This window comes from Streptomyces sp. NPDC049954 (assembly GCF_040656295.1).
GTDB lineage: Bacteria > Actinomycetota > Actinomycetes > Streptomycetales > Streptomycetaceae > Streptomyces.
In genome coordinates, this window is record NZ_JBFALS010000001.1 from 670012 (window position 1) to 695162 (window position 25151).

At 73.1% G+C, this 25151-nt stretch carries 21 protein-coding genes; 7 read left to right on the forward strand and 14 right to left on the reverse strand.

The window, feature by feature from the left end:
• Nucleotides 1–9: 9 nt before the first annotated feature.
• From AB0J21_RS02800 to AB0J21_RS02830, 7 genes are all read right to left on the reverse strand, one after another.
• On the reverse strand, nucleotides 10–2409 hold the full coding sequence (locus AB0J21_RS02800) for a glycosyl hydrolase family 65 protein (protein ID WP_363143952.1): 2400 nt from the start codon (nucleotides 2407–2409) through the stop codon (nucleotides 10–12).
• A gap of 1 nt (nucleotide 2410) precedes the next feature.
• Nucleotides 2411–3274 (reverse strand): beta-phosphoglucomutase family hydrolase, encoded by an 864-nt coding sequence (locus AB0J21_RS02805; protein ID WP_363143953.1) that lies wholly within the window; start codon nucleotides 3272–3274, stop codon nucleotides 2411–2413.
• A 265-nt stretch (nucleotides 3275–3539) separates the two neighbouring features.
• Nucleotides 3540–4214 carry a DUF4232 domain-containing protein gene (locus AB0J21_RS02810; RefSeq protein WP_363143954.1) on the reverse strand — a complete coding sequence of 225 codons (675 nt, stop codon included), beginning with the start codon at nucleotides 4212–4214 and terminating at the stop codon, nucleotides 3540–3542.
• 43 nt (nucleotides 4215–4257) lie between these two features.
• On the reverse strand, nucleotides 4258–5817 hold the full coding sequence (locus AB0J21_RS02815; RefSeq protein ID WP_363143955.1) for an NCS1 family nucleobase:cation symporter-1: 1560 nt from the start codon (nucleotides 5815–5817) through the stop codon (nucleotides 4258–4260).
• A gap of 136 nt (nucleotides 5818–5953) precedes the next feature.
• Nucleotides 5954–6955: a TIGR03842 family LLM class F420-dependent oxidoreductase gene (locus AB0J21_RS02820; RefSeq protein WP_363143956.1), complete on the reverse strand. Its 1002-nt coding sequence runs from the start codon at nucleotides 6953–6955 to the stop codon at nucleotides 5954–5956.
• A 509-nt stretch (nucleotides 6956–7464) separates the two neighbouring features.
• A complete protein-coding gene (locus AB0J21_RS02825; RefSeq protein ID WP_363143957.1) occupies nucleotides 7465–8514 on the reverse strand; it encodes a cytochrome P450 in 1050 nt (349 codons plus the stop codon).
• A gap of 105 nt (nucleotides 8515–8619) precedes the next feature.
• On the reverse strand, nucleotides 8620–8817 hold the full coding sequence (locus AB0J21_RS02830; protein ID WP_363144091.1) for a tryptorubin family RiPP precursor: 198 nt from the start codon (nucleotides 8815–8817) through the stop codon (nucleotides 8620–8622).
• A gap of 628 nt (nucleotides 8818–9445) precedes the next feature.
• Here AB0J21_RS02830 and AB0J21_RS02835 point away from each other — a divergent pair.
• Together AB0J21_RS02835 and AB0J21_RS02840 are read left to right on the forward strand one after the other, a co-directional pair.
• Nucleotides 9446–10813: an MFS transporter gene (locus tag AB0J21_RS02835; protein WP_363144092.1), complete on the forward strand. Its 1368-nt coding sequence runs from the start codon at nucleotides 9446–9448 to the stop codon at nucleotides 10811–10813.
• 250 nt (nucleotides 10814–11063) lie between these two features.
• Complete coding sequence (locus tag AB0J21_RS02840) at nucleotides 11064–12425, forward strand: family 43 glycosylhydrolase (protein WP_363143958.1); 1362 nt, start codon at nucleotides 11064–11066, stop codon at nucleotides 12423–12425.
• A gap of 76 nt (nucleotides 12426–12501) precedes the next feature.
• On the opposite strand, the gene hydA is transcribed toward AB0J21_RS02840, so the two are convergent.
• The 5 genes from hydA to AB0J21_RS02865 form a co-directional block, all read right to left on the reverse strand.
• A complete protein-coding gene (hydA, locus tag AB0J21_RS02845; RefSeq protein WP_363143959.1) occupies nucleotides 12502–13908 on the reverse strand; it encodes a dihydropyrimidinase in 1407 nt (468 codons plus the stop codon).
• Nucleotides 13909–14042: 134 nt separating this feature from the next.
• Nucleotides 14043–15326, reverse strand: coding sequence for an aspartate aminotransferase family protein (locus tag AB0J21_RS02850; protein ID WP_363143960.1), 1284 nt, complete (start codon nucleotides 15324–15326; stop codon nucleotides 14043–14045).
• Nucleotides 15323–16165, reverse strand: coding sequence for a nitrilase-related carbon-nitrogen hydrolase (locus AB0J21_RS02855; protein ID WP_363143961.1), 843 nt, complete (start codon nucleotides 16163–16165; stop codon nucleotides 15323–15325). Before AB0J21_RS02855 ends, AB0J21_RS02850 begins: the two co-directional genes overlap by 4 nt.
• A gap of 176 nt (nucleotides 16166–16341) precedes the next feature.
• A complete protein-coding gene (locus AB0J21_RS02860) occupies nucleotides 16342–17712 on the reverse strand; it encodes a hypothetical protein (protein ID WP_363143962.1) in 1371 nt (456 codons plus the stop codon).
• A 106-nt stretch (nucleotides 17713–17818) separates the two neighbouring features.
• Nucleotides 17819–18223, reverse strand: a complete 405-nt coding sequence (locus AB0J21_RS02865; RefSeq protein ID WP_363143963.1) for a PPOX class F420-dependent oxidoreductase — start codon at nucleotides 18221–18223, stop codon at nucleotides 17819–17821.
• Nucleotides 18224–18442: 219 nt separating this feature from the next.
• Here AB0J21_RS02865 and AB0J21_RS02870 point away from each other — a divergent pair, with 219 nt between their 5' ends.
• Nucleotides 18443–18616 carry a hypothetical protein gene (locus AB0J21_RS02870; RefSeq protein WP_363143964.1) on the forward strand — a complete coding sequence of 58 codons (174 nt, stop codon included), beginning with the start codon at nucleotides 18443–18445 and terminating at the stop codon, nucleotides 18614–18616.
• Nucleotides 18613–19473 (forward strand): hypothetical protein, encoded by an 861-nt coding sequence (locus AB0J21_RS02875; protein ID WP_363143965.1) that lies wholly within the window; start codon nucleotides 18613–18615, stop codon nucleotides 19471–19473. Before AB0J21_RS02870 ends, AB0J21_RS02875 begins: the two co-directional genes overlap by 4 nt.
• A 39-nt stretch (nucleotides 19474–19512) precedes the next feature.
• On the opposite strand, the gene AB0J21_RS02880 is transcribed toward AB0J21_RS02875, so the two are convergent.
• On the reverse strand, nucleotides 19513–19776 hold the full coding sequence (locus AB0J21_RS02880; RefSeq protein WP_363143966.1) for a helix-turn-helix transcriptional regulator: 264 nt from the start codon (nucleotides 19774–19776) through the stop codon (nucleotides 19513–19515).
• A gap of 78 nt (nucleotides 19777–19854) precedes the next feature.
• Here AB0J21_RS02880 and map point away from each other — a divergent pair, with 78 nt between their 5' ends.
• Nucleotides 19855–20622, forward strand: coding sequence for a type I methionyl aminopeptidase (gene map, locus AB0J21_RS02885; RefSeq protein ID WP_363143967.1), 768 nt, complete (start codon nucleotides 19855–19857; stop codon nucleotides 20620–20622).
• Between the two features lie 92 nt (nucleotides 20623–20714).
• Here the strand turns inward: map and ggt are convergent, their stop codons facing one another.
• Entirely contained in the window at nucleotides 20715–22553 is a 1839-nt protein-coding gene (gene ggt, locus AB0J21_RS02890; protein ID WP_363143968.1) for a gamma-glutamyltransferase, read from the reverse strand.
• A gap of 104 nt (nucleotides 22554–22657) precedes the next feature.
• On the opposite strand from ggt, the gene AB0J21_RS02895 reads away from it, so the two are divergent.
• Both AB0J21_RS02895 and AB0J21_RS02900 read left to right on the forward strand, forming a co-directional pair.
• Nucleotides 22658–23398 carry a hypothetical protein gene (locus tag AB0J21_RS02895; protein WP_363143969.1) on the forward strand — a complete coding sequence of 247 codons (741 nt, stop codon included), beginning with the start codon at nucleotides 22658–22660 and terminating at the stop codon, nucleotides 23396–23398.
• Between the two features lie 190 nt (nucleotides 23399–23588).
• Nucleotides 23589–25151, forward strand: coding sequence for an alpha/beta fold hydrolase (locus AB0J21_RS02900; protein WP_363143970.1), 1563 nt, complete (start codon nucleotides 23589–23591; stop codon nucleotides 25149–25151).

Consider the following 25151-nt stretch of genomic DNA (forward strand, 5'->3'; position numbering starts at 1 on the left):
GGCGAGGGGTCAGTCCGGCAGGGTCAGATGGAAGGAGTCGCCGGGGCGCAGGGTCACGGAGCGGTCGACCAGCCGGATGTCGACGGGGCCGCGGTCGGAACCCGGCACCGAGATGTCGAGGCCGCCCGCGCGCATCCGGAAGCGGATGCCCCAGTGCTGGAGGTAGTGGATGGCGAACTCGTAGCCGGACAACTCGGGTTGGGGCACCGGATCGAGACTGAGCGCGGCGTCGGCGCGCACCCGCAGCCCCGTCAGGCAGCGCTGGACGAGGTCGAGCGTCCCGGCCATCGCGCCGAGGTGGATGCCCTCCCCCGTGGTGCCGCCCTGGAGGTCGGCGACGTCCCCGCGCAGCGCCTCCTGGAAGAAGCCCCAGGCCTGGGTGGGACGCACCCGGGCCAGCACCCAGGCGTGGACCAGCCCGCTGAGCGTGGAACCGTGGCTCGTGCGGGCCACGTAGTAGTCGACGGTGCGCTTCCACGTGTCCTCGTCGAGCTGATGTCCCAACCGGGCGAAGAGGGCTCGCAGTTCGCGTGGCGGGAACAGATAGCCGAGCATCAGCACATCGGCCTGTTTGGCCGCCTGATAGCGGTTGACGCTGTCCCCCTCGGCCTCCAGGACGCGGTCGAGCCGGCGGACGTCCCCGTACCGGGCGCGGTAGCCGACCCAGTCGAGTTCGCTCAGCTCCCCGTACCCGGCGAACTGGCTGATGACGCCCTGGTGGAAGGGGATGTACAGGCGGCGCGAGACGTCGTCCCAGTGCGCGAGTTCCGAGGTGTCGAGGCCGGTGTGCTCGGCGAGTTCCCGTCTGCGCGGGCGCGGCAGGTCCTCCAGCACCTCCAGGGTGCGCTGCAGGACCCAGGCGGCGGTCACGTTGGTGTACGCGTTGTCGTCGAGCCCCGGGCGCAGGGCGTCCGGGTACGCGTCGTGGTACTCGTCCGGGCCGACCACCCCCTTGATCCGGTAGCGGCCCAGGTCCTCGTCCCACTGCGCGCGGCCGGCCCAGAAGCGGGAGATCTGCAGCAGCATCTCCGCGCCCTCGTTCTCCATGAAGCGGGCGTCGCCGGTCGCGCGGGCGTAGCTCCACACGTTGTACGCGACGGCCGAGCCGATGTGCTGCTGGAGCCGCGAGTGGTCCGGGAGCCACCGTCCGGAGCTGGGGTTGAGGTGGAGTTCCTGGGTCTCCTCGCGGCCGTCGCTGCCGCTCTGCCACGGGTACATCGCACCCTGGTGCCCCGCCTCGCGCGCCAGTCGGCAGGCCCGGTCGAGGCGGCGGTGACGGTAGCGCAGCAGCGCCTTGGACACCTCGGGCAGGTGCAGGTTGAGGTAGGGCAGCACGAACAGCTCGTCCCAGAACACGTGCCCCCGGTACGCCTCCCCGTTGAGGCCGCGCGCGGGCACCCCGGCGTCGAGGTCGGCGGTGTGCGGGGAGAGGGTCTGGAGCAGGTGGAACTGGTGGAAGCGCAGGATGTGCCCGGCCTCCCCCGGCACGTCCAGCGAGGCCCGGTGCCACAGCCGTTGCCAGGCCAGCCGGTGGGTGACGAGCAGCTCCTCGAAGCCGGCCGCGTTCGCCGCCCGGTCGAGGACCGCGTCGAGCGGTTCGCTGATCGCCGCGTCGCGCGAGGTGTGCAGCGCGACCACCTTGTCGACGGTGACGGAGGTGCCGCGCTCCAGCCGCACGGTGAGCCGGGTCGCGGGGCGCGAGGTGTCCTCGGTGACCGCCTGGACGCGGGCCTCGCGCGCGCAGGTGGTGCGGGCGGCGAGCGCGATCCCCACGGCCGAGGTGGTGGTGCGCGCGCTGACCCAGACCGTCTCCTCGTCGGGGCTGCCGCTGCGGATCGCGGTGAGGTGCTGTCCGTTGAGCTGCCGGTAGCGGGCCACCCCGTTGTTGGTGACCCCGGCGTCCAGGGCGGACTCCACGTCGAGGTCCCCCTCGAAGTCCTCCGCCGTGAACTCGGTGCGCAGCGCGGCCAGATGGGGGTCGTCCATGTGCACGAGGCGCAGCTGGCGCACGCGCAGCCGACGGCCCTCCGCGTCCTGGTAGCACAGATCACGCTCATAGACGCCCGCCCGCAGGTCCAGTTGCTGCCGGTAGGAGACGAGCGAGGGGCCGTCCGGGGTGAACCAGTCGCCGGGCCCGAGCCCTTCCGAGTGGTGCAGCCGGAAGCGCAGCGGCAGCCAGTTGGGCAGGTTGACCATGTCCTCGTTGTGTACGGTCTGCCCGGCGATGTCGGAGGAGAGCCGGTTGTAGAGGCCGGCCACGTAGGTGCCCGGGTAGTGCACCGTGTCGTCGGCGCACTCGGGGGCGGCGCCGCGGGTGGCGAAGTACCCGTTGCCGAGGCTGCACAGGGACTCCCGCAGCGTCTCGTCGGCGGGGTCGTAGCCCTCGTACGTCCAGGTCCACTTGGCCATGTCAGTCCTCTGTCTCCCGGCCCGGCCGGGTGTCCGGCCCTCCGGGTTCGGTGGCGGTGGGCTCGGCGACGGACGGTCCCGGCGGCGCCGGGGGGCCGGGGGCGCGCAGGAGGTCCGCGAGGTCGGCGACGACCACGTCCGCCCCGTGCTGTCGCAGCGCCCGGGCGCTGCCGGGACCCGCGATCCGGTCGACGCCGACGACCAGCCCGAAGCCGCCCCGCCGGCCCGCCTCGACCCCGGCCTGCGCGTCCTCGACGACGGCGGCGTTCGCCGGCTCGGCGCCGAGCCGGCGCGCGGCCTCCAGGAACAGCGCCGGATCGGGCTTTCCCGGCAGCCCGAGCCGCGCGCTCTCGCCCCCGTCGACGACGGTCTCGAAGTAGGCGAGCAGTCCGGCGCGGTCCAGGATGTCGTGCGCGTGACGCGAGGCGGAGGCCGCGGCCATCGGCACCCCGGCCTCCTTCAGCGCCTTGAGGAGCCGTACGGAACCGGGGAAGGGCTCGATGCCGCCGTCCCGCAGCCGCCGCGTGAACATGCCGTCCTTGAGGGTGGCGACGGCGGCCACCGAATGCGTGCCCGCGGGCTCGCCCGCCCGCCCCTCGGGGATCGGCACCTCGCGGGAGCGCAGGAACGCGGTGGCGCCGTCGAGACGGGACTTGCCGTCGACGTGCGCGGGGTAGTCGGTGGAGACGTCGAAGGGCCGCGCGAGGGAGGGATCGGCGGGCGGGTGCTCGCGCAGCGTGAGGTCGAAGGCCTCCTTCCACGCCTCGGCGTGGATACGGGCGGAGTCGGTCAGCACCCCGTCGGTGTCGAAGACCACGGCCTCGACGGCGTGGAGCAGCGCGGCCGGCACCTCCCGGGCGGTCACCGCTCCCGCCTCCTGAGGCGGCCTCCGGGCGCGGGGGCGGCCGAGCGGGAGCCGAGGGTGGGGGCCGTGGTCATCGGGGCGTCCTTCCGGCTCGCGGCTGCGTCTTCGTCGCGCGTCGCACTGCTCGTCACGCTAACGGCAGGCGCGACGCACCGCAGCGCGAGCGGCCCCGGGCGGGGGTACGGGATGCGGTCCGGTCTCGCTGCCCGCACGGCGGGGCGCGGCAGACGGCAGACGGCAGCGTGAACTGAGGTGGTGGCGCGGATCAGGCGGTGGGCGGGACGCTCGGCCGGTCGTCTCCGGGAACCCTCTCGGCGGGCTTCGGCTCGGTGTCCTTGGTCCAGCGGCCGGTGCCGACCACGGCGGCGGTGCCGACGTCGAGCGGGACCTCGGCCCGTACCCGTTGCGCGGGCAGTCCCGCGCCGGGCACCACTTCCAGGAACACCCCGGGGGCCGGGTGCCCGGTGGTGACGGTGTTGCGCCAGGCCAGACTGGCCCTGGCCCGCTCGCCGCGGCGCAGGGTGACGTCACCGCGCGGCTCCTCGGGGGACAGCCCGGAGCTGATGGTGTCGGTGCCGTGCAGGACGCCCACGCCCGTGTCCGCGCCGTCCTCGCCGAGCAGCCGCAGTACGGGGTATCCGCCGAGGCGGAACCGTTCGCGACCGCAGTTGGTGATCCAGACCGACATCACCCGCAGCCCCATCGCGGCGTCGCCCCGGTCCGCCGTGACCCGCACCCCGGAGGACGGGCAGGCCGCCGGCGAGGGGCTCGCACCGGAACCGGGCCGGAGCGCGTCGGGCGAGGAGGTGGGTACGGGCGTCGCCGGGGCCGCCGCGTCGTCCAGGTCCTCCCAGGTGGTGCACCCGCTCAGGCACAGCACGGCCGCGAACAGGGCGGCGATCGGCGTCAGCGGGGGCCGGTGGCGCGGCGCGGGGGACATGGCCGTGATCATGCCATACCGCGCCACCGGGTCCCCAGCGCCCTTATTCCGCGCGGGACTTGCCCACGCCCGCGCGGGTGAGCAGGACGTAGAGGAGCAGGGAGGTGGCGAAGCCGACCGCCCAGCCGTAGTCGGCGAGGGGCTTGAGGAAGGGGATCAGCCCGTCCTCGGGGAAGGGTCCCTTGCCGGGCGCGGAGTGGGAGCCGCCGACCGCGAGCAGTCCGCCCGCCACGAAGGCCGCGACCGCCGCCGGGTTCCAGCCGCCGCGGTACCAGTAACGGCCCTCCTTGCGGTACAGCTCGACCAGGTGCAGGGAGGTGCGGCGCACGATCCAGTAGTCGGCGATGAGGACCCCGGCGACGGTGCCGAGCAGGCCGCCCACCACTCCGAGCCACGTGAAGATGTACAGCTCGGGGGTGGCGATGAGCTTCCACGGGAAGATCAGCACGCCGACCACTCCGGTGATGAGCGCTCCGGTGCGGAAGGTGATGAGCCGCGGCAGGAGGTTGGAGAGGTCGTAGGCGGGCGAGACGACGTTGGCGGCGAGGTTGGCGGAGACCGTGGCGATGAGCACGGTGACGAGGGCGAAGAGCAGCCCCACGACGTTGTCGGCCTTCGCGGCGAGTTCGACGGGCTCCCACACGGGCTCCCCGTAGACCGCCTGGGAGCCCGAGGTGACGAGGACCGAGAGCAGCGCGAAGGCCGTCATGGTGGTGGGCAGGCCCAGTGACTGGCCCCAGACCTGGGCGCGCTGCCCCTTCCCGAAGCGGGTGAAGTCGGGGATGTTCAGGGACAGGGTGGACCAGAAGCCGATCATGCCCATGAGGGCGGGGAAGAACACGGGCCAGAAGTCACCGCCCCAGCCCAGCTTCGAGGACTGGTCGAGCAGCGGGCCGAAGCCGCCGGCCTCGTTGGCCATCCATCCGAGCAGCGCGAGGGCGCCGAGGAAGACGAAGGGACCGGCCCAGTTCTCGAAGCGCCTGAGGGTTTCCATCCCCCGGTGGATGATGAGGAGTTGGAGTACCCAGAACAGCGCGAAGCACAGCCACAGCGGCCACGGGTAGCCGCCGATCTGACCGGCGCCGGCCCACGAGCCGCCGGAGAGCTTGTTCAGCAGGACGAAGATGCCCTGTCCGCCGATCCAGGTCTGGATGCCGAACCAGCCGCAGGCCACGGCGGCCCGGATCAGCGCCGGAAGGTTGGCCCCGCGCAGGCCGAAGGAGGCCCGGGCCAGGACGGGGAAGGGGATGCCGTACTTGGGCCCGGCGTGGCCGGTCAGCAGCATCGGCAGCAGGACGACGACGTTGGCCAGGGCGATCGTCAGGACCGCCTGGAGCCAGTCCATGCCGAGCGCGACGAGACCCGAGGCGAGCGTCCAGGACGGGATGTTGTGCGCCATCCCGATCCACAGCGCGGTGAAGTTGTAGGTGCCCCAGTGCCGGTCGGCCACCGGTATGGGGCGCAGGTCCTCGTTGGCGTACGGGGAGTCGACGGGGAAGGCACCGGGCAGCAGCTCGACGCGGCCGTCGGCGGCGACGGACTGGGTCCGCTCCGGCGGCACGCTCTTCGCCGGCGGACCGGTGGTGTCGGTGAGTTCGCTCATGGCAGGCCCTTCGGGAGCGGCGGGCGGGACAGGACGCGGGTGCCGTGCTCATGTGCCATGCGGGTGCGGGGACTTGGAACTCGGGGAACTGGGGAACCGGGGAATTCGGGCGGCCGGGTCGCGGGGAGTCGCGTGCTCAGCCGTTCAGGACGGGGATGACCTCCTTCCCGTAGGTGTCGATGACCGCCTCGCGCGCGTCGTGCATCGCGTACAGGGCGAACTGGTCGACGCCGAGGGCGCGCAGTTCCCGCAGTTTCTCGATGTGCGCCTCGACGGGGCCCAGGACGCAGAAGCGGTCCACGATGTCGTCCGGCACGAAGTCGGCCGAGGCGTTGTCGGCGCGGCCGTGGTGGCTGTAGTCGTAGCCCTCGCGACCGGCGATGTACGCGGTCAGCTCGGCCGGGACGCGCGCGGTGTCGCCGCCGTAGCGGGCGACGAGGTCCGCGACGTGGTTGCCGACCATCCCGCCGAACCAGCGGCACTGCGCGCGGGCGTGCGCGAGGTCCGTGCCGACGTAGGCGGGGGCGGCCACGCAGATGGTGACGGAGGCGGGGTCGCGGCCCGCGTCGGAGGCGGCGGTGCGCACCGCCTCGACCATGGTCGCCGTGAGGTAGGGGTCGGCGAGCTGGAGGATGAAGCCGTCGGCGCGCTGTCCCGTGAGGGCGAGCGCCCTGGGCCCGTAGGCGGCCATCCAGACAGGCAGCTTCCCGTCCTTGACCCAGGGCAGCCGCAGATCCGTGTCCCCGACGCGGGCCTGTCTGCCCTCGGCGAGGTCGCGGATGACCTCGACGGCCTCGCCGAGCCGGGCCAGGGTGTTCGGCGCGCGGCCGGCGACCCGCATCGCGGAGTCGCCGCGGCCGATTCCGCAGACGGTGCGGTTGCCGAACATGTCGTTGAGGGTCGCGAAGGTCGAGGCGGTCACCTCCCAGGTGCGGGTGGAGGGGTTGGTGACCATCGGGCCGACGACGAGCCGTTCGGTGTGTTCGAGGATCTGGCTGTAGACGACGAAGGGTTCCTGCCACAGGACCGCCGAGTCGAAGGTCCAGCCGTGGGTGAAGCCCTGTCGCTCCGCGCGCCGCATGAGGGAGACGACGGCGGAGGCGGGCGGGTCGGTCTGGAGGACGAGTCCGAAGTCCATGTCGGCTTTACTCCTTGCGCTGCGTCCGGCCGGGCACGAGAGGTGACCCGGGACGTGCCGAGGGCCGGCCGACGCGGCGTGCCGCGCGTCCGTCCGCCCGGGGCTGACCCGCGCCCCTCTCCGGGCCGCGTGAGCACCCCTCGACCGGGACGCGCGCACATCCGCTCGCCGGGCTCGTCGACCCGGGGGCGGACGGTCCCGACGCGGCCGGGGTCCGTGCGTCCGCGCACTCCGGCAGCACCGCCCTGAGCCACGTCGCTCCCGGGGATCCTTCCACACGCGGCCGCGCGGAACCTCGTACGACGACGCCCGAGGGCGCGTCGCGAAGGGACAATCGTGGACCGCTTTCCCCGCCTTGGGAAGAGGCCCTCCGCAACCCGGCGGCCTCGGTCCCGCCCGGGCCCGGGAAGCCGTCCCGGCACGCCCTTCCGGACGGCCCGCCCCCGGCCGTTCGCGGCGCCCCCGCCGTGTCCTCCCCCGCGTCCCCGCCGCGTCTGCCGGGCCGCCGGTCAGCCGCGGGTGACGCTGACGCCGGTGACCCCCAGGAGCCCGGCGAGCGGGACCTTGGCGGAGGTCTGCCCGGGGTGGACCACGAGCCGGTCGCGGCGCAGCAGGCCGAGCAGCCGCTCGGCGAGGGGCATGACCATGTGCCGGCCCCAGCAGCGCTCCCCGGCGTGCCCGAACGGGAGGTAGCCGGGGTGGTCGTCGGGGTCGGCGCTCTCCCAGCGCTGCGGGCGGAAGGCCTCCGGATCGTCCCAGTGGGCCGGGTCACGGTGGCTGAGCAGCGGCAGCATGAGCACGTCGTCCGAGGTCCCGATGCGGCCGTCCAGGGCGGTGAACTCCGGGCTCGCGACGCGCAGCAGGTTCCAGGAGGGCGGCAGCAGCCGCAGGCTCTCCAGCAGGATGTGCGTGTCCGGCGTCCCCTCGTCGAAGGGGGCACCGAGCCACAGGGCGTTCGTGACGAGGGCGGACACGGTGAAGCACACGGGGGCGGCGGCCCGCCGGTAGAGGCCCATGGCGTGCCGCCGTGCCGCGTAGCTCCCGGCCGAGGTGACGAGACCCGCCAGTCCCGACAGGGGCAGGTGCCCGGCGGCCGGAGCCAGCGGACGGGCGGCCCCGGCGGCGATGACCGCCCAGGTCAGTTTGGGGGTGAGTTCCAGCCTGCGGTCCACGAGGACGCGCAGCCGGTGGGGATCGGGGCCGAAGACGAGATCGCGCAGATAGCGGTGGCCCACCTGGGGCCATTCCCCGGTGAGACGCACGGGGGTGTCCAGGGAGGTCGCGAGAGCCGCTCGCACGTCCTGCCCGACCGCCCGCATCACGGCGGACGCCTCGGGCCGGCCGATACTTCTGCCCCGCAGAGGTTTGAAGGTCGGCCGTTCGAATTCATTGGCGGGCCGCGCGGAGAGAATCGCGTCCATGAGTGAGGCGTCGGCGATCCCCACCGTCGACTCGTCCAGCCGGAAAACCTCGGCTCCACGGTAATTACGGAGCAAATCCTCGATGCGTGGGGCGAACACGGTTTCCCGGGTCGGCCGCTCCGTACCGGTCGTGCTCATCAGCGCCTCCCAGGGCCCGAAGGAATGCGGTAGCGGTACGGCGGGCCGGCGCCGTGAGGCGTCGGCCCGCCGCTCATTCACCGGCTGGTGTCGCCGACGGCCCGGTCAGTACCAGATGTACCAGGCGTACGACTTGAGGCTCTTTTCGGGGACGATCTTCTTCTTGAGGGAGTTGAGGAGCTTCATGGCCGTACCTCCGATGCGAAAGACAGACAGGACGACATACCTCTTGGAAGCCGGACAACCGCATTTCCCTCCGGCGCCGCCGAAAGTGAATCCGCACCGGCCGAGGCGTGTCAACATGGCACAGATCACCGGCCTTTCGGGGTTGGAGAGCGGCCGGTCGGCCAACCGTCGCCAAACCCCTCAAATTCCCTGACGGACGCGCACTTGCTGCCCATTTCCGGGGCGCGTCATTCCGGCACCCGGGAAATGCTCGGCAAAGAATTCGAGCGTGTCCCGGCGCGCGGGGGGCGTGCGGCCGGGCGCGCTTCGGGGCTGCGGCGGTACTGGGCGTGACGCCGCGCTCGTCTTCGACCGGCCACGGAGCGTGCGCGGCAGGAGGCTGTGAGGAACGCCACCGGGCAGGGAAACCCCTGCTCACCGGGGGGACGGCTCGCCGTGGCCACTACGCGGCGAGGGACGTGCTTCCGGGCCCGGGCCACCGTTTGTGATGATGAAGTGATGCCGACGGCCCCGCACGGCTCTCCAGAACCGTGCCGGGCCTCGTGCCGGAGAAACCCTCCTCGCGGACGCCGTCCGCGGACCGGCTCTTCTCCCGCTGCCCACGGACTCTTCCCACGGACCCTCCCCAAGGAAAAGCTCCGTCTCCCTACGGAAAGTGCTTCCCTTGTCCGGCCCTTCCTCCCCCACGACGCCGTCCGAGGCCGCGGCCTCGGTGCGCCCCGGAAGACTCACCGCCTCCCGCCTCCTGCGCCCGGTCCGCCCGGCGAAGGAGCGCGGGGCCGACCGGAGCCCGTGGCGCTGCCTGCGGACGCCCAGCATGCGCTGGTGGTCGCTCGCCAACCTCGTGTCCAACGCCGGTACCTGGATGCAGCTCACGGTGCAGAACCTGCTCGTGCTCCAGATCACCGGTTCCGCCGCGGCGACGGGCCTGTCCCTGGCCGTCCAGGCCGGACCCGGCCTGCTGCTCGGCCTCGTGGGGGGCGCGGTCGTCGACCGCTGGCCCCGCAAGCTCACCGCCGCGGTGAGCCAGGCGGTGCTGGGCCTCGTCGCCTTCTCCACCGCCGTGCTGCTGGGCCTGGGCCTGCTCGACTTCCCGACCCTCATGGTGCTGGCGGCGGTGACCGGCACGGTCAACACCATCGACGGGCCCGCGACCTCACTGCTGGGCAACGACCTGGTGCCGAGGAAGGACGTGCCCTCGGCCATCGCCCTGGGCTCGGTCGTGCACAGCACGGGCCGTCTCGCCGGCACCGCGCTGGCCGCCGTCGCGCTGGGGTCGGTCGGCACCTCAGCCGCCTACGTGGCCAACGGGATCTCCTTCCTGTTCGTGGCGGCCGTCATCCCCTTCCTGAAGCCGGTCACCGGGACCGCGCGGAGCGTGACCCCCCGGGCCGTAGGGGCCGAGCGCCCCGGCGACGAGGACCCGCGCCCGAGGAAGCGCTCCACGGGCACGTGGGAGGGGCTGGTCTACTTCATGCGCCGCCCCCGGCTCGTGGCTCTCGCGGGCATCACCGGGCTCAGCGCGATGTTCGGGCGCAACTACCAGTTGACGCTCGCCGTACTCGTCACCGGCCCGCTCCACGCGGGGCAGGCCGAGTTCGGCACCGTCTCGACGACCCTCGCCGTCGGCGGCATCGTGGGCGCGGTGCTCGCCGGCCGGCTCCAGAACCCCTCGGTCCGGCTCGTGGGCACCCTCGCCTCGGTCGGCGCGCTGCTCCAGGTCGCGGCCGGTCTCTCGCCCGGCCTGGTGGTCCTGCTGCTGCTCGTGGTCCCGATGGCCGTCGTGGAGTCCGTGTCCGACACCGCCGGTACGACGGTGCTCCAGACCGACCCGCCGCCCGAGATGCGGGGGCGGGTGCTCGGCGTCTGGCGCAGCGCGAGCACCGGCTGGGGGCTGGCCGGGCCGCCTCTGCTGGGGCTGCTGCTGGAGTACGCCGGAGCGCGCGGCGCCCTCGTCGCGGGCGGCCTCCTCGTCGCCGGGACGATCGCCTCGGGCGCGCTGCTCCACGGCCGCCGCACGCGGCGCACGCGGCCGGTCGACGTCCTCGCCGTCCCCCCGCCCGCGGGGGCCCGCGGCCCGGAGCCGGCACCGGCCCTCACCACGGCCGGCTGAGCTGCCCGTTACCTGATCGTATTGTTCCGGGCAGCCGGGCACTCCCCCTTCCACCTGCGGCAACGCGGGTGCGGCGGCAGGCCGCGGGAGCGCGCGGCCCGGATTAAATCGGCGGTGTGTTGACGGAGATCGACAAGCCTTCGCATGCTGATCGACATGCCGCCCGAGGACGGCTCCCCGGCACGGCCGACGCGGCGCCCGGTCTCCCCACGGGCGCCCTGACCTGGTCGGACGAAGGAGAACGTGACTGATGAACGGCAGTGAGAACGGGTCGTCCCTCGGCCGGAGGTCCCTGCTGGCGGGCGCCGCGGGAGTCGGCGCGGGAATCGGGCTGGGCGCGGCGGCGGCTCTGCCCGCGGCGGCCGCCCGGACGGCACCGATGTCGGCCCCGGCGGACCGGCGGCATCCGGCGAACTGGCCCGACCCCGAGCCGTACGGCCTCGCGGACACCCGGCCGGACCTGTGGCCGCGCGAGGACAACTCCTTCGTCCTCCCGCTGGAGCTGCGCCCGCGTGACAAGGAGCGCGGAGTGGTGTGGATGCGGGACACCTACGTCAACTGCTTCGTCGTCGACGGCCGTCCGCTCTACGTCGCCACGGGCACCACCCGGGTGCCCGGGCTGGAGGCCGCCGCCCCGTGGAACGACGGCCTCTTCGTCTGGACCTCGCGCTCCCTGCGCGGGCCGTGGAAACTGGCCGACACGACCCGCATACGGCCCGGAGCGGAGAAGGGCAAGGTGTGGTCGCCCGAGTTCGCCGGCGAGAACCGGCCCGGGCGCACGGTCGTCGCCGACTGGCAGGAGTACTGCTACGACGAGCAGTTCGGCAAGCGCGGTCAGGCGTGGGCCCCGGAGCTGCACTACTTCCGCGACAAGTGGTACCTCGTGGCGTGCATGGGCGACCACTCGAAGAAGGTCGGCTCGTTCATGCTGGTGAGCGAGGGCGGGGTGGAGGGCCCGTACCGGCTCGTGAAGGGCAACGAGGACAAGCCCTTCGGCGACTCGTTCATCGGGGGGCCGGCCTTCGTCGAGCCCGGCGCCTACCACCACATCGACGGCAGCCTGTACTCCGAGGACGAGCGGGCCTGGCTGGTGCTGCACAACAACCTGTACGCCCCGTTCGGCGACGACATGGAGGACATCGTCCCCCGCACCGGCCTCCCGGAGTTCCGGCAGTCGCCCTACGCGCCGGAGCCGTACCTGGAAGGCGCCTACGTGTTCAGGCACGGCGGCAAGTACTACCTCCTGCAGGCCGCCTGGGACCGGACGTCGGTCAATGCCGACGGCAGCACCCGGCAGGCGTACGACACCCCCGGGACGGGCCGCGTGCAGTACCAGTACGACGCGGTGGTCGCCGTCTCGGACCGTTTCGAGGGCCCGTACTCGCGGCGCTGGACCGCCGGGGTGGGCGCGGGCCACAACAACTTCTTCCGGGACGCCGACGGCCAGGTGTGGGCGACGTTCTTCCGCAATCCGGCGTTCGGCCACTGGTCCAGTCCCTCGCGCGTCGCCGACGCGGCCGTGCCCGGCGTGGTGCGGGTGGAGTGGACGGGACCGCGGGGCAACCGCCTGTACGTCGAGCGCCGGGACCGCGCTCGTACGTCCCACGGCTGACCGCCCCCGGCCTCGACGGAGCCGGCCGGGCCTCCCGCAAGGGGTCCGGCCACCCTCGTCCGTAGGGGCCCTCCCGTCAGTTCAGGTACTGGCAGACCCCGCGCGGCAGGTACACGCCGTGCCCCGCTTGCCCCACGTAGGCGCGGTTCTGGATCACCGGCACGCCCCGGGACAGCACCGTCTCCACCCGGCCCGTGACGCGCTTGCCCTCGTACGCCGAGTAGTCGACGTTCATGTGGTGCGTCCGGGCGGACAGGACCTGCTCGGCCAGCGGGTCGTAGACGACGAGGTCGGCGTCGGCTCCCGGGGCGATCGTGCCCTTGCCCGGGTAGAGGCCGAACATCCGGGCCGGGGTGGCGCAGGCGATCTCGATCCACCGGCGGCGGCTGATGTGCCCGTCCACGACGGCCTGGTGCAGGAGGTCCATGCGGTTCTCGACGCCCGGCATGCCGTTGGGGATCTTCGAGAAGTCGCCGCGCCCCAGTTCCTTCTGCCCGCTGAAGCAGAACGGGCAGTGGTCGGTGGACACCACCTGGAGGTCGTTCGTGCGCAGCCCGCGCCACAGCGCGGCCTGGTGTTCCCGGGGCCGCAGCGGCGTGGAGCACACGTACTTGGCGCCCTCGAAATCCCCTTCCGCGAGGTTGTCGGTGGACAGGAACAGGTACTGCGGACAGGTCTCGCCGAAGACGTTCAGACCCCGGTCGCGGGCCCCGGCGATCTCCGCGAGGGCCTCCTCGGCGGAGACGTGCACGATGTAGAGCGGGACCTCGCCCGCGACCCGGGCCAGCTGGATCGCACGGTGGGTCGCCTCGGCCTCAAGCAGCGCCTTGCGCACCTCCCCGTGGTAGCGGGGGTCGCTGCGGCCGGCGGCGAGGGCCTGTTCGACCAGGACGTCGATCGCGATGCCGTTCTCGGCGTGCATCATCGTCAGGCCGCCGTTCTCCCCGGCCCGCTGCATGGCGCGCAGGATGCGCCCGTCGTCGGAGTAGAAGACCCCGGGGTAGGCCATGAAGAGCTTGAAGCTCGTGATGCCCTCGGCGACCAGCAGGTCCATCTCCCCCAGCGTCGATTCGTTGACGTCGGAGAGGATCATGTGGAAGCCGTAGTCGATCGCGCAGTTGCCCTCGGCCTTCGCGTGCCAGGCGTCCAGCCCCTCGCGCAGCGGGCGGCCGACGCTCTGCACGACGAAGTCGACGACGGTCGTCGTACCGCCCCAGGCGGCGGCGCGGGTCCCGGTCTCGAAGGTGTCGGAGGCGAAGGTGCCGCCGAAGGGCATCTCCATGTGGGTGTGGCCGTCGACCCCGCCGGGGATCACGTATTTCCCGGTCGCGTCGATCGTGCGCCCGGCGCTCCAGCCCTCGGCGGCGGAGGAGCCGTGGGCGGCGAGCGCCGCGATGCGGCCGTCCTCGACGAGTACGTCGGCGTGGGTCTCTTCGGCGGCGGTGATGACGAGGCCGCCGCGGATCAGGGTGCGGTTGCTCATGGCTTCGGGTGCGTTCCCTCGGTTGTGGGCGTGCGCGGGCGCACGCGGATTCGGTCGACGGGAGGGCCGCCGGGCACACGGCGCCGCACGGCGCGGCCGGGACGGTGACGGCCACGGGCCGCTTCGGGCGGCGCTCAGACGGCGCGCAGGGCCCGGCCGAGCAGGGCGGCGCCTTCCTCGGCCTCGGCGACGGTGAGGCTCAGGGGCGGGGCGAGGCGCAGCACGCTGGTGTCGTGTCCGCCGCCCTTGCCGATGAGGAGCCCGGCCTCCCGGGCCGCCTCCAGTACGGCGCTCGCGGCGTCCGGATCGGCCTCGTCGCCGCCGGGACGGACGAGTTCGACGCCGATCATGAGTCCTCGGCCGCGCACCTCGCGTACGTGCGGGAGCCCGGCGGCCTCGGCGCGCAGCAGTTCGAGCAGGAGTCCGCCCACCCGGCGGGCGTTGCCCTGGAGGTCGTGCTCCAGCAGGTAGGAGAGGTTCGCGAGGCCGGCCGCCATGGTGACCGGGGAGCCGCCGAACGTCGAGATGGAGTTCGTGTCGAGGCAGTTCATGACCTCGGCGCGGGCCACCACTCCGCCGACGGACATGCCGTTGCCGATGCCCTTGGCGAAGGTCATGAGGTCGGGCGGTCCGCAGGCGGCGTGGGCCTGCCAGCCCCAGAAGTGGTCGCCGGTGCGGCCCCAGCCGGTCTGCACCTCGTCCGAGATCCACAGGATGCCGTGTTCGGCGAGGACTTCGCGGAAGGCGGCGTACAGCCCGTCCGGCGGCATCGTGAACCCGCCGACGCCCTGCACCGGTTCGGCGATGAGCGCGGCGGCCCCGCCCCGGGTCTGGCCGAGCAGGTCCTTGAGGTCCGCGACGCACGCGGCGATGAACTCCCCGTCGCCCAGATGGGCATAGGGGCCGCGGGTGCGGACACCACCGTGCACGTACAGGGTCTGGAGCGGGGAGAGGCTGGTCGGGGACCAGCCGCCGTTGCCGGTGATGCCGACGGCCGAGAAGGAGCGGCCGTGGTAGCTGTTGCGCATCGCCAGGATCTGGTTGGAGCGGCGGAAAGCGGTGGCCAGCAGCAGGGCGGTGTCGTTGGCCTCGGTGCCCGAGGTGGTGAAGAAGACGCGGGCGTCGGGGATGCCGGAGAGGTGCGCGATCCGCTCGGCGAGCTCGACCATCGGCCGGTTGAGGTAGAGCGTCGAGGAGTGGATGATCCGGCCGGCCTGCTCGGAGACCGCCTTGGTGACCTCGGGCAGCGCGTGCGCGGTCATCGTGGTGAGGATGCCGCCGAAGAAGTCGAGGTAGCGCCGGCCCTGCGCGTCCCACACGTGGCGGCCCTCGCCGTGCGTGATCTCGACCGGGTCCGCGTAGTAGAGGGCGAGCCAGTCCGGCAGGACCGCGCGGTGCCTGTCGTGCAGCGCGCTCACGGCTGTACCAGGCCCTCGTAGGCGTCGGGCCTGCGGTCGCGGTAGAAGGCCCACTGGTGGCGCACCTCGTCGATGAGGGACAGGTCGAGGTCGCGGACGAGGAGTTCCTCCTCCTTGTCGCTCGCGACCTCGCCGACGAACTGGCCGCGCGGGTCGACGAAGTAGCTCGTGCCGTAGAAGTCGTTGTCCCCGTACTCCTCCTGGCCGACGCGGTTGATCGCGGCGATGAAGTACTCGTTGGCGACGGCGGCGGCGGGCTGCTCCAGTTGCCACAGGTAGGCGGAGAGCCCGCGCGAGGTGGCGGAGGGGTTGTAGACGATCTGGGCGCCGTTCAGGCCGAGTTGGCGCCAGCCCTCGGGGAAGTGCCGGTCGTAGCAGATGTAGACGCCGACGCGGCCGACCGCGGTGTCGAAGACCGGCCAGCCGGCGTTGCCCGGGCGGAAGTAGAACTTCTCCCAGAACCCCTTGACCTGCGGCAGGTGGTGCTTGCGGTACTTGCCGAGGTAGGTGCCGTCGGCGTCGATCACGGCGGCCGTGTTGTAGTAGAAGCCCTCCCTCTCGACCTCGAACACCGGGACCACGACGACCATGCCGGTCTCCCGGGCGAGTTCCTTCATACGGGTCACCGTCGGCCCGTCGGGCACCGGTTCGGCCCAGCGGTAGTGCTCCTCCTCCTGCACCTGGCAGAAGTAGGGGGCGTTGAAGACCTCCTGGAACCCGATGATTCCCGCGCCCTGCCGGGCGGCCTCGCGGGCGTGTTCCTCATGCTTGGCGATCATGGACTCGGTATCGCCGGTCCAGCTCGCCTGGACCAGTGCGGCGCGTACGACGGATGCCATGTCTGCTCCTTCGACGGGATGTCAGAGAGCCTCTACGCCCGTAGAGGCGGGCCGTAGAGCCACGAACGTAAGCCGCGCTCCGGCACGGGGCAAGACCGCCGCCGTCAACCGGTGCAGTCGATCTCGTTTCGCACCCCAACGGGTGAGCGCCCCGGATTCCCGGGTGTCACGGCGGCTCACGCGGTACCCAGTCCGGCCACGCGCAGGGCGTGCACGAGGTCGTCGTGACGGCTCCCGGAGACCGAGCGGGCGGCTTCGAGCAGGAGCGGGACGAGCAGCCCCGGCGCGGCCCCGGCGAGCCGCGCGCTGTCCTCGGGGGTCCGGGAGCGGACGAAGGCGCTCGCGAGCCCGCGGGCCTCGGACCGCTGTCCGTCGGCGTCGAGGGCGAGGAGGGCCTCGGTGGTCTCGCGGGCGGGGCGTACGACGCCCTGCCGCAGGAGCCGGCCGGCGTCCTCGGCGCGGCCGGCCGCGTCGAGGGCGCCCGCGAGTTCCACGAGCTGCCGCACCGGCAGCGCGGCGGCCTCCCACAGCAGCGTCCCCCAGTCCGCTCCGAGCCCGGCCTCGGTCAAGAGCTGTGCGAGATAAGGGAGTTGCTGGGGCATCCAGTGGGCCGCCGCCACGAGCAGGGTGTGGGCCTCACCACCCCGGTCGCTCGCCCGCAGGGCGGACAGCCGGGCGAGCAGGTCGTGGGCGGCCCGGGTGGTCGCCGGGTCCTCGGCGAAGGCGGCGGAGCGCCGGGCGGACCGGGGCCCGTCCGGGGCGCCTCCGGCGAAACGCGCGCCGCGCGGCGCGCGGGCGCCCACCGCCGCGGGGACGGGAGCCACCGCCTCAGGGACGGGCGCGGCCGGTTCGAGCAGGGCGTCGTCCACCCCGGCGAAGCGGGCGCCGCGCGGGCGCTTCTTCCGCTGCGGGGCGGGATCGGCGGCCCTGGGGGCGGGCGTCCGTGGCGCACGCGCCGCTTCGGGAGCGGGCCGCCGGGCCCGCTCCTCGACGCCCGAGGCAGCGGCGGACGCCAATCGCTCCAGCCGGGCCCGCAGTTCGGCACAGCGGGCCGCGGCCCGGGCCAGATCGTCGCGGGCCCAGGCCAGTTCGCGGCGCAGCGGCTCGGCGGACCCCTGGGCGGGCGCGGCGCCGAGGGACCGTTCGAGCTCCCGGGCACGGCGCGCCGCGTAGCGGTGTTCCTCCTCCATCGCCGTGAGCCGCTCGGCGAGTCGGGCGGCGGCTCCGGGCAGCGCGTCCCGTGCGGCGAGGGCGGCGGCGTATCCGGCGCGCAACCGGGGAGCGTAGGCCCGCACCGCGTCGGGGGCGGCCTGCGCGGCGAGGTCGAGCAGCACGGCGTCCACCACGTCCCACGGCGGGGTCTCCGCCCCCTCCAGGCAGGCCCGCATACCGTCGGGGTCCCGCTCCCAGAAGACACCGCACCAGCCCGAGCCCTGGTCGATCCGGGCCAGCAGACCCTGCCAGTCCCGGGTGAAGTCCTCGATGGCCGCACCGACCGAGGTGTGTACGGATTCCCTTGCGGATACCGGGAGTTGTTCCGCAGCCATTACCGCCCCCACAGACCGTCGCCGTTCAGGGGGGAAGGAAACACCCGCCGTGTTACGTCCCGGCTACGGTCCGTTTTCGGGCGGGTACGACACGGGCCGGGCGGGCTCAGCCGGCCGGCGGGGCCTGTCCGCCGAGGGTGACGGCGATGCCGACCTGGGGCCGCTTTCCGCGCCGTACGAGGGAGGCGGGCTTGTCGGTGAGCCAGAACTGCCAGGTGTACTTGCGGGCGAGCGCCTTGCGCGCCCGGGTCAGCCCGTCCCCGGTGAGCAGTCGCGCGGTGCCGGTGGCGCGCGGCGCGTCCTCGGCCACCTGTCCGCGCACGTCGCACGGGGCGACCAGGACGCGGGGGTCACGGCGCAGCCGCCTGACCTTCCACGAGTCCTCCCGGGTCCACACGAGCAGTTCCCCGTCCTCCACGGCGGCCCATACAGGGGTCGCCACCCCGGTGCCGTTCTTGCGGTAGGTCGTGAGGCTCACGTAGCGGGCGCGGCCCAGCGTGTCGAGGTCCATGAGGGGAGAGTAGGCCGTCTGCGGTCCCGCCGGGCCGTGACCTGAAGGTGATCTTCGGGTCGTTTCCCGACAAGGCCCCCCTCCGGCTTTCCGTTACCGGCAGGTCACGGCCATTCTGTATGCGGGCGAACGCGCATGACGGCCCGTCCTGGCGGGCATCCGCCTGGGGGACGGCGGCGCGCCGGTCCTCCGCGAAGCCGACGAAGGGAAGAGCCGCACATGATCCACTCCGCGCTGGCGGCGACGGTGCCGTGCCCGGACTGGGTGTTCCTGTTCGTGGCACTGCTGGCCACCGCGGTGGCCTGTGTGGTGGTCCCGCTGCGCATCGAGATGAGCAGGACGCACGCCGCCCCGCCCGACACCGCCGCACGCCCCGGGGCCCCGGAGGCGTGAGTACGCGCACGGGTGCGGCACGACGGGCCGGGCCGGCCGGCGCACGCCCACGCCTGCTCTACGTCACCGACCTCGCCTACCGGGCCGCCGGCCGCCGCTACGCGGACGAGGACCTCGACCTGTCCGCACGCCTGCGGCGGTCCTTCGGCGTCGCCCTGTGCGACCCGAGGGACGCGGTGGCGCTCATGGACGGCTTCGACGGTGTCCTCGTGCGCAACAGCGGCCCGGTCCTGTACTACTCCGAGGAGTACGCGGCATTCCGGGCCGAGGCCCTGCGCCGCGGCACCAGGGTCTACAACCCGCTCACCGGGCGGGGCGACATGGCGGGCAAGAACTACCTCGTGGAGATGACCGGGGCCGGGCTGCCGGTGATCCCGACGGTGCGCGGCGGTGGCGACCCGGACGCCCTGCCCGAGGCCGCGGAGTACGTCGTGAAGCCCGTCGACGGGGCGGACTCGGTGGGGCTGCGCCGGGTCGCGCGCTCCGCCCTCGCCGCCGAGGCCGGGCCCGGCACGCTGGTCCAGCCGTACGTCCCGTTCCGCTACGAGGTGTCCTTCTGCTTCGTGGACGACACCTTCCAGTTCGCCCTGTACGCACCGGATCCGCTGCGGCGCTGGGAGCTCGCCCCCTACGAACCCACCGCGGCTGACCTGGAGTTCGCGCACCGCTTCGTCCGCTGGAACACGCTGGAGTGCGGTGTGCAGCGGGTCGACGCCTGCCGTACGGCGGCCGGGGAGCTGCTGCTCGTGGAGCTGGAGGACCTCAACCCGTACCTGTCGCTGCACGTGCTGGAGGAGCCCGCACGGGAGGCGTTCACCGAGGCGCTGAGCGCGTCCCTGAGCGCCTTCCTGGGCTGAGCAGGCCCGTCGCGCGCAGACCCTCCCCGCGTACGCCCGTCAGGCCGTCGCGCTCAGCGGCAGTGGCGCGCACGCCTCGTTGAGGTCGTCGAGCGAGAGGCCGAGGACGGCGGCGAGGGCGGCGACGGTGAAGAAGGCGGGCGCGGGGGCCCGGCCGGTCTCGATCTTGCGCAGCGTCTCGGCCGAGATCCCGGCCTCGGCGGCGACCGCCGTCATGCTGCGCGCACCGCGCGTCTCCCGCAGCAACCGGCCCAGCCGCTCGCCACGGTCCCGTTCGGCGGGGGTGAGGGGGGTACGGACCATGCGGCCATCCTAAGCCGGGGACGCGCGCCCGCGTCCCCGGCGTGAGCAACCCCATTCAAAGCCGGTATATTAATTGGCATGATCGAACTCAAGACGAATGCCTCCCTGGACGCGATGCGGGAGACGGGGCGGGTCGTGGCACGCGCCCTCGCGGCGGTACGGAAGGCGGCGGCGGTCGGGGTCCGCCTGCGGGAACTGGACGAGGTGGCGCACGAGGTGCTGCGCGCGGCGGGCGCCGGTTCCCCCTTCCTCGGCTACCGGCCCCACTTCGCCCCGACCGCGTTCCCCGCGACCCTGTGCGTCTCGGTGAACGACGCGATCGTGCACGGCATCCCGACGGACTACCGGCTGCGGGACGGGGACCTGGTCAGCGCCGACTTCGGGGCGACGCTGGAGGGCTGGGCCGGGGACGCGGCCGTCAGTTTCACCGTGGGCACCGCGCGCCCCGAGGACGTCCGGCTCGTCGAGACGGCCGAGCGGGCGCTCGCGGCCGGGATCGCTGCGGCCACCGTGGGCAACCGCATCGGGGACATCGCGCACGCCGTCGGCACGGTGTGCCGGAAGGCCGGCTACGGCATCCCGGACGGCTTCGGGGGCCACGGTGTGGGCCGCCACATGCACGAGGACCCCTCGGTGCCCAACGAGGGCCCGGCCGGGCGCGGGCTGCCGCTGCGCCACGGGCTGGTCCTCGCGATCGAGCCCATGCTGATCGCGAGCGGCCTCGACGGCTACCACGCGGACGCGGACGGATGGACGCTGCGCACCGACGACGGCTCCCGCGCCGCCCACGTCGAGCACACCGTGGCGGTCACGGACGCGGGGCCGAGGATTCTCACGGCGCTCTGACCCCCTTCCCGCGAAGGGCGGGGCGCTCCGGCCCGGCGGACCGGAGCGCCCCCGCGTCACCGCTCAGCGGGCGGGCGCACGACCATCGCCGCTCAGCGGGCGGGACGCACGACCATCGCCGAGCCGCCGCCCCGGCGCACCGGTTCGGCCGCCGCGAGCCAGCGGCCGTCCTTCAGTCGCTGCACGCCGGTGGCGGCGCCGATCTCCGGGTTCTGCGTGAAGGAGTGCCCGATCGCCTCCAGCTTGCCCCTCAACGGGCTGCTGTAGAGGCCCGGTTCGAGTTCCGTGGTGGCGGCGTTGCGCTGGCTGGCGCGGGGCGCGGCGATCGCGTCGACCAGGGGCAGCCCCCGGTCCACGAAGCCGGTGAGCGTCTGGAGCACCGTCGTGATGATGGTGGCCCCGCCCGGTGAGCCGAGCGCGACGACGGGCGTTCCGTGCTTCAGGACGATGGTGGGCGCGATCGAGGAGCGCGGGCGCTTGCCGGGTCCGGGCAGGTTCGGGTCGGGCACCTCGGCACTGGCCGGGGCGAAGGAGAAGTCGGTCAGTTCGTTGTTGAGCAGGAAGCCCCGCCCGGGCACGGTGATGCCGCTGCCGCCGGTCTGCTCGATGGTGAGGGTGTAGGCGACGACGTTGCCCCACTTGTCGGCGGTGGTGAGATGGGTGGTGTTCTCCCCCTCGTACGTCGTCGGGGCCGCCTTGCCCGCCGTGGCGCAGGACTGCGGACGGCGCGGGTCGCCCGGGGCCAGCGGGCTCTTCAGGACGGCGTCGTCGCGCACCAGGCAGGCCCGCGAGTCGGCGAAGCCCTGGGACAGCAGCTCCTTGGCGGGCACCTTCTCGAAGGCGGGGTCGCCGACCCACCGTCCCCGGTCCGCGAAGGCGATGCGGCTCGCCTCGATGTAGTGGTGCAGGTACTGCTCCTGGGACAGCTTCGAGAGGTTCTGGCTCTCCAGGATGTTGAGGGCCTCGCCGACCGTGGTGCCGCCGGAGGAGGAGGGGGCGATGGAGTAGACGTCCAGCCCCCGGTAGTCGGTGTGGCTGGGCGACTGGCGCTTGGCGCGGTAGGCCCGCAGGTCCTTGAGGGACAGCTTCCCCGGCCGGGCCTCGCGGGTCGAACCCTGCGCCAGCGGCGGCTTGTTGACGGTGCGCACGATGTCCTGGGCGAGCTTCCCGCCGTAGAGGCTGCTCAGGCCCTTGCGGGACAGCTCGTCGTAGGTGCGCGCGAGATCGGGGTTCTTGAGGACGCTGCCGACCTGTGGCGGGGCGCCGCCCGGCAGGAACAGGTCGGCGGTGGCCGGGAAGTCCTTGAAGCGGGCCTCGTTGTCGGCGGTCTGCTGACGGAAGGTCGCGTCGACGGTGAACCCCTCGCGGGCGAGCCGCGTCGCCGGGGCCAGCACCGTCCGCAGCGGCTTCGAGCCCCAGCCGCGCAGTGCGCCCTCCCAGGTGGCCGGGGTGCCCGGGGTGCCCACGCTCAGGCCGCTGGTGACCGCGTCGGCGAACGGCAGCGGTTTTCCGCCCTCCAGGAACAGGTCCTTGCCGGCGCTGAGCGGGGCCGTCTCCCGACCGTCCAGCGTGTGGACCTGACGGCTGCGGGCGTCGTAGTACACGAAGTACCCGCCGCCGCCGAGCCCCGAGGAGTAGGGCTCGGTGACCCCGAGCGCGGCGGCCGTCGCGACGGCCGCGTCGACGGCGTTTCCGCCCTGGCGCAGGACCTCGATCCCGGCGGCGGAGGCGTCCGCGTCGACGCTGGAGACGGCGCCGCCGTAGCCGACCGCGAGGGGTTCCTTCGCCGGGGCGGAGCCGGGGTGGTGGCCCTGCGCCGCGGCGCCCGGTGGCGCCGCGCCGACCGTGAGCAGCCCGGCGACGACGGCGGTCAGGGAGAGCAACGAGCGGGAGCGCGTGCGCAGGGTGCGCCGCGCGACGGGGTGTGACATCCGTACCTCCAGTCAACAGCCGTCCGCGCAGCGTAACTTGAGCCCACTCCCGCGACCAGGACGCCCCGGGACACCCGCGCGTCGTACCGCTACCATGCGCGCCCATGAACGACGACGTGCGCAATATCGTCCTCGGGCTGGTCGCCTCCGCCCTCAGCGCCGCCCTGGGCTGGCTCGCCCGTACGGCCGTGTGGCGCCGGAGGCTGCGGCGCAAGCAGGCCTTCTTCGGGCTGCCACCGAACGCGGAGTGCGTGCTCGTGGTCAACCGCAAGGTCGCGGGCCCGGACTCCTCGGTGTCCCGCGAGGACGTGTTCGCACTGCTGGAGCTGTCGGCGCTGATCCAGGAGTGCGGGGCGCACGCGGAGGTGCTCACCCACGACGGGGCGCGGCAGGGCTTCGGGGAACGCGCCGAGTTCTGCCTGGGCGGGCCGGTCTCGAACCGCAGGACGGCCGCCCACATCGCGGCCATGCTGCCCGGGGTCGCGGTCTCCGCCGAGGCCGGACCCGGGCCCGAGCAGGCCGCCTTCCGGGTCGGCGGGGAGCACTACCCGATGGTGCGCGGGGAGAGCGAGCACGTGCTCGTGGCGCGTCTGGCGGGCGCGGGCGGACAGCGGCCGGTGTTCCTGATCTGCGGCCAGCGTGCGGTGACCAACCAGGCGGGCACCCGCTATCTCGCCCGCCACCACGACCGACTGCACCGGCGCTACGGCGGCAACTCCTTCGTGCTGCTGCTCAAGGTGGTCAACTCGGCGGCGTACGGCCCGGACGTCGTGGAGCTGATCGCCGACGTGACGGTCCCCGCGACCACCGCGCCCGCGCCGGTGACGGGCGGGGAGAGCGAGTGACGAGGAGTCCGGTGACACGGACGCGGTGGACGGGGCGCGGCGGGCGGCTCGCCGACACACGTCCCCGTTCGACCGGTCATGGACACACCAAAATCGTTACCCGCGCGTAACCTACCGACCAGTTACCTGCGGTAAGCACTCGAAGTTACTGTCGCGTAAGGCTGCGCTCACCTCAGTGGAGGAGTGATCCATGCGACAGAACGCACGGCTGCGCACGGCGGCGATCGGTACGCTCTCGGCGGCCCTCCTGGCCTCGGGGGCGCTCGCCGCTCCCCCGGCCTCCGCCGCCCCCGCGAGCATCCGCTTCGTGGACATCACCGGGGACGGCGGAACCGTCCTGAAGGCCAACGTGGTCAGCCCGGCCGGTGCGGGCAGCGGCACCCGGTACCCCGTCGTCGTCCTGCCGACGAGCTGGGCGATCCCGCAGATCGAGTACCTCGCACAGGCCCAGAAGCTCGCCGACACCGGCTATGTCGTGGTGAGTTACAACTCGCGGGGCTTCTGGCAGTCCGGCGGGGAGATCGAGGTGGGCGGGCCCGAGGACATCGCGGACGCCTCCGCCGTCGTCGACTGGGCCCTCGCCAACACCGCCGCCGACCCGGAGCACGTGGGCATGGCCGGGGTCTCCTACGGCGCCGGGATCAGCCTGCTGGCCGCCGCCCACGACCCGCGGGTCAAGGCGGTCGCGGCGCTCAGCGGCTGGGGCGACCTCATCGACTCCATCTACAGCGGGCGCACCCAGCACGCCATGGCCACCGCGCTGCTCGGCGGCTCCGGCTACCTGACGGGCCGGCCCAGCGCCGAACTCCAGCAGGTGCTGGGCGACTTCCTCAACTCGAAGCTCGACAAGGAGGACGAGCTGATCGCCTGGGGCAAGCTGCGCTCCCCCGCGACCTACCTCGACGGGCTGCGGCGCAACAAACCGGCGGTGTTCCTGGGCAACGCGTGGGGCGACACCATCTTCCCGCCCAACCAGTACGCCGACTTCTTCGAGAAGCTGAGCGGCCCCAAGCGACTGGAACTGCGCCCGGGCGACCACGCGACCGCCGAGGCGACCGGGCTGCTCGGCCTGCCCAACGACACCTGGACCGACACCCGTCGCTGGTTCGACCACTACCTCAAGGGCGAGGACAACGGCGTCGCCGGGGAGGCGCCGGTGCGCCTGTCCTCGCGTTCGGGCGGAGACTACGAGAACTACCCGGACTGGAAGTCGGTCGGCGCGGACCGCCACAAGCTGGACCTGGCGGGCAGCCGGACCGTGCAGACCAACGTCGACTCGGGGGCGAACGGCGGGATCACCCTGCTGTCGAACGCCCTGGACCAGTTGGTCAAGCTCCCGCCCACGGTCTCGGTCCCCCTGCTGCCGCGTCGCTGGGCCGCCGTGTGGGAGTCGGAGAAGTACGGCAGTGAGCAGCGGGTGCGCGGGACGGTCGGGCTGCACACGACGCTCACCCCGACCAAGGAGAGCGGCACCCTCGTCGCATACCTCTACGACGTGGGGCCGCTCGGCCTCGGCAAGCTGGTCACCAACGCGCCGTACACCTTCCACGGGCGGACGCCCGGACAGCCCTTCGGCGTGGACCTCGAACTGTTCTCCACTGCCTACGACGTACCGTCCGGGCATCACCTCGCCCTGGTCGTCGACACGGTGGACCCGCTCTACATCGAGCACAACCCGACCGGCGCGCAGCTGACCTTCTCCTCGCCCGCGGCCGACCCGTCCTACCTGTCGGTACCGCTGCGCGAACAGTGA

What these genes read in the sequence shown, in the direction of transcription:
- AB0J21_RS02800 (WP_363143952.1), bottom strand. Translation starts at nt 2,409, where the DNA reads ATGGCCAAGTGGACCTGGACGTACGAGGGCTACGACCCCGCCGACGAG.
- AB0J21_RS02810 (WP_363143954.1), bottom strand. Translation starts at nt 4,214, where the DNA reads ATGTCCCCCGCGCCGCGCCACCGGCCCCCGCTGACGCCGATCGCCGCC.
- AB0J21_RS02815 (WP_363143955.1), bottom strand. Translation starts at nt 5,817, where the DNA reads ATGAGCGAACTCACCGACACCACCGGTCCGCCGGCGAAGAGCGTGCCG.
- AB0J21_RS02820 (WP_363143956.1), bottom strand. Translation starts at nt 6,955, where the DNA reads ATGGACTTCGGACTCGTCCTCCAGACCGACCCGCCCGCCTCCGCCGTC.
- AB0J21_RS02825 (WP_363143957.1), bottom strand. Translation starts at nt 8,514, where the DNA reads ATGAGCACGACCGGTACGGAGCGGCCGACCCGGGAAACCGTGTTCGCC.
- AB0J21_RS02830 (WP_363144091.1), bottom strand. Translation starts at nt 8,817, where the DNA reads ATGTTGACACGCCTCGGCCGGTGCGGATTCACTTTCGGCGGCGCCGGA.
- AB0J21_RS02840 (WP_363143958.1), top strand. Translation starts at nt 11,064, where the DNA reads ATGAACGGCAGTGAGAACGGGTCGTCCCTCGGCCGGAGGTCCCTGCTG.
- hydA (WP_363143959.1), bottom strand. Translation starts at nt 13,908, where the DNA reads ATGAGCAACCGCACCCTGATCCGCGGCGGCCTCGTCATCACCGCCGCC.
- AB0J21_RS02855 (WP_363143961.1), bottom strand. Translation starts at nt 16,165, where the DNA reads ATGGCATCCGTCGTACGCGCCGCACTGGTCCAGGCGAGCTGGACCGGC.
- AB0J21_RS02860 (WP_363143962.1), bottom strand. Translation starts at nt 17,712, where the DNA reads ATGGCTGCGGAACAACTCCCGGTATCCGCAAGGGAATCCGTACACACC.
- AB0J21_RS02865 (WP_363143963.1), bottom strand. Translation starts at nt 18,223, where the DNA reads ATGGACCTCGACACGCTGGGCCGCGCCCGCTACGTGAGCCTCACGACC.
- AB0J21_RS02870 (WP_363143964.1), top strand. Translation starts at nt 18,443, where the DNA reads ATGATCCACTCCGCGCTGGCGGCGACGGTGCCGTGCCCGGACTGGGTG.
- AB0J21_RS02880 (WP_363143966.1), bottom strand. Translation starts at nt 19,776, where the DNA reads ATGGTCCGTACCCCCCTCACCCCCGCCGAACGGGACCGTGGCGAGCGG.
- map (WP_363143967.1), top strand. Translation starts at nt 19,855, where the DNA reads ATGATCGAACTCAAGACGAATGCCTCCCTGGACGCGATGCGGGAGACG.
- ggt (WP_363143968.1), bottom strand. Translation starts at nt 22,553, where the DNA reads ATGTCACACCCCGTCGCGCGGCGCACCCTGCGCACGCGCTCCCGCTCG.
- AB0J21_RS02895 (WP_363143969.1), top strand. Translation starts at nt 22,658, where the DNA reads ATGAACGACGACGTGCGCAATATCGTCCTCGGGCTGGTCGCCTCCGCC.
- AB0J21_RS02900 (WP_363143970.1), top strand. Translation starts at nt 23,589, where the DNA reads ATGCGACAGAACGCACGGCTGCGCACGGCGGCGATCGGTACGCTCTCG.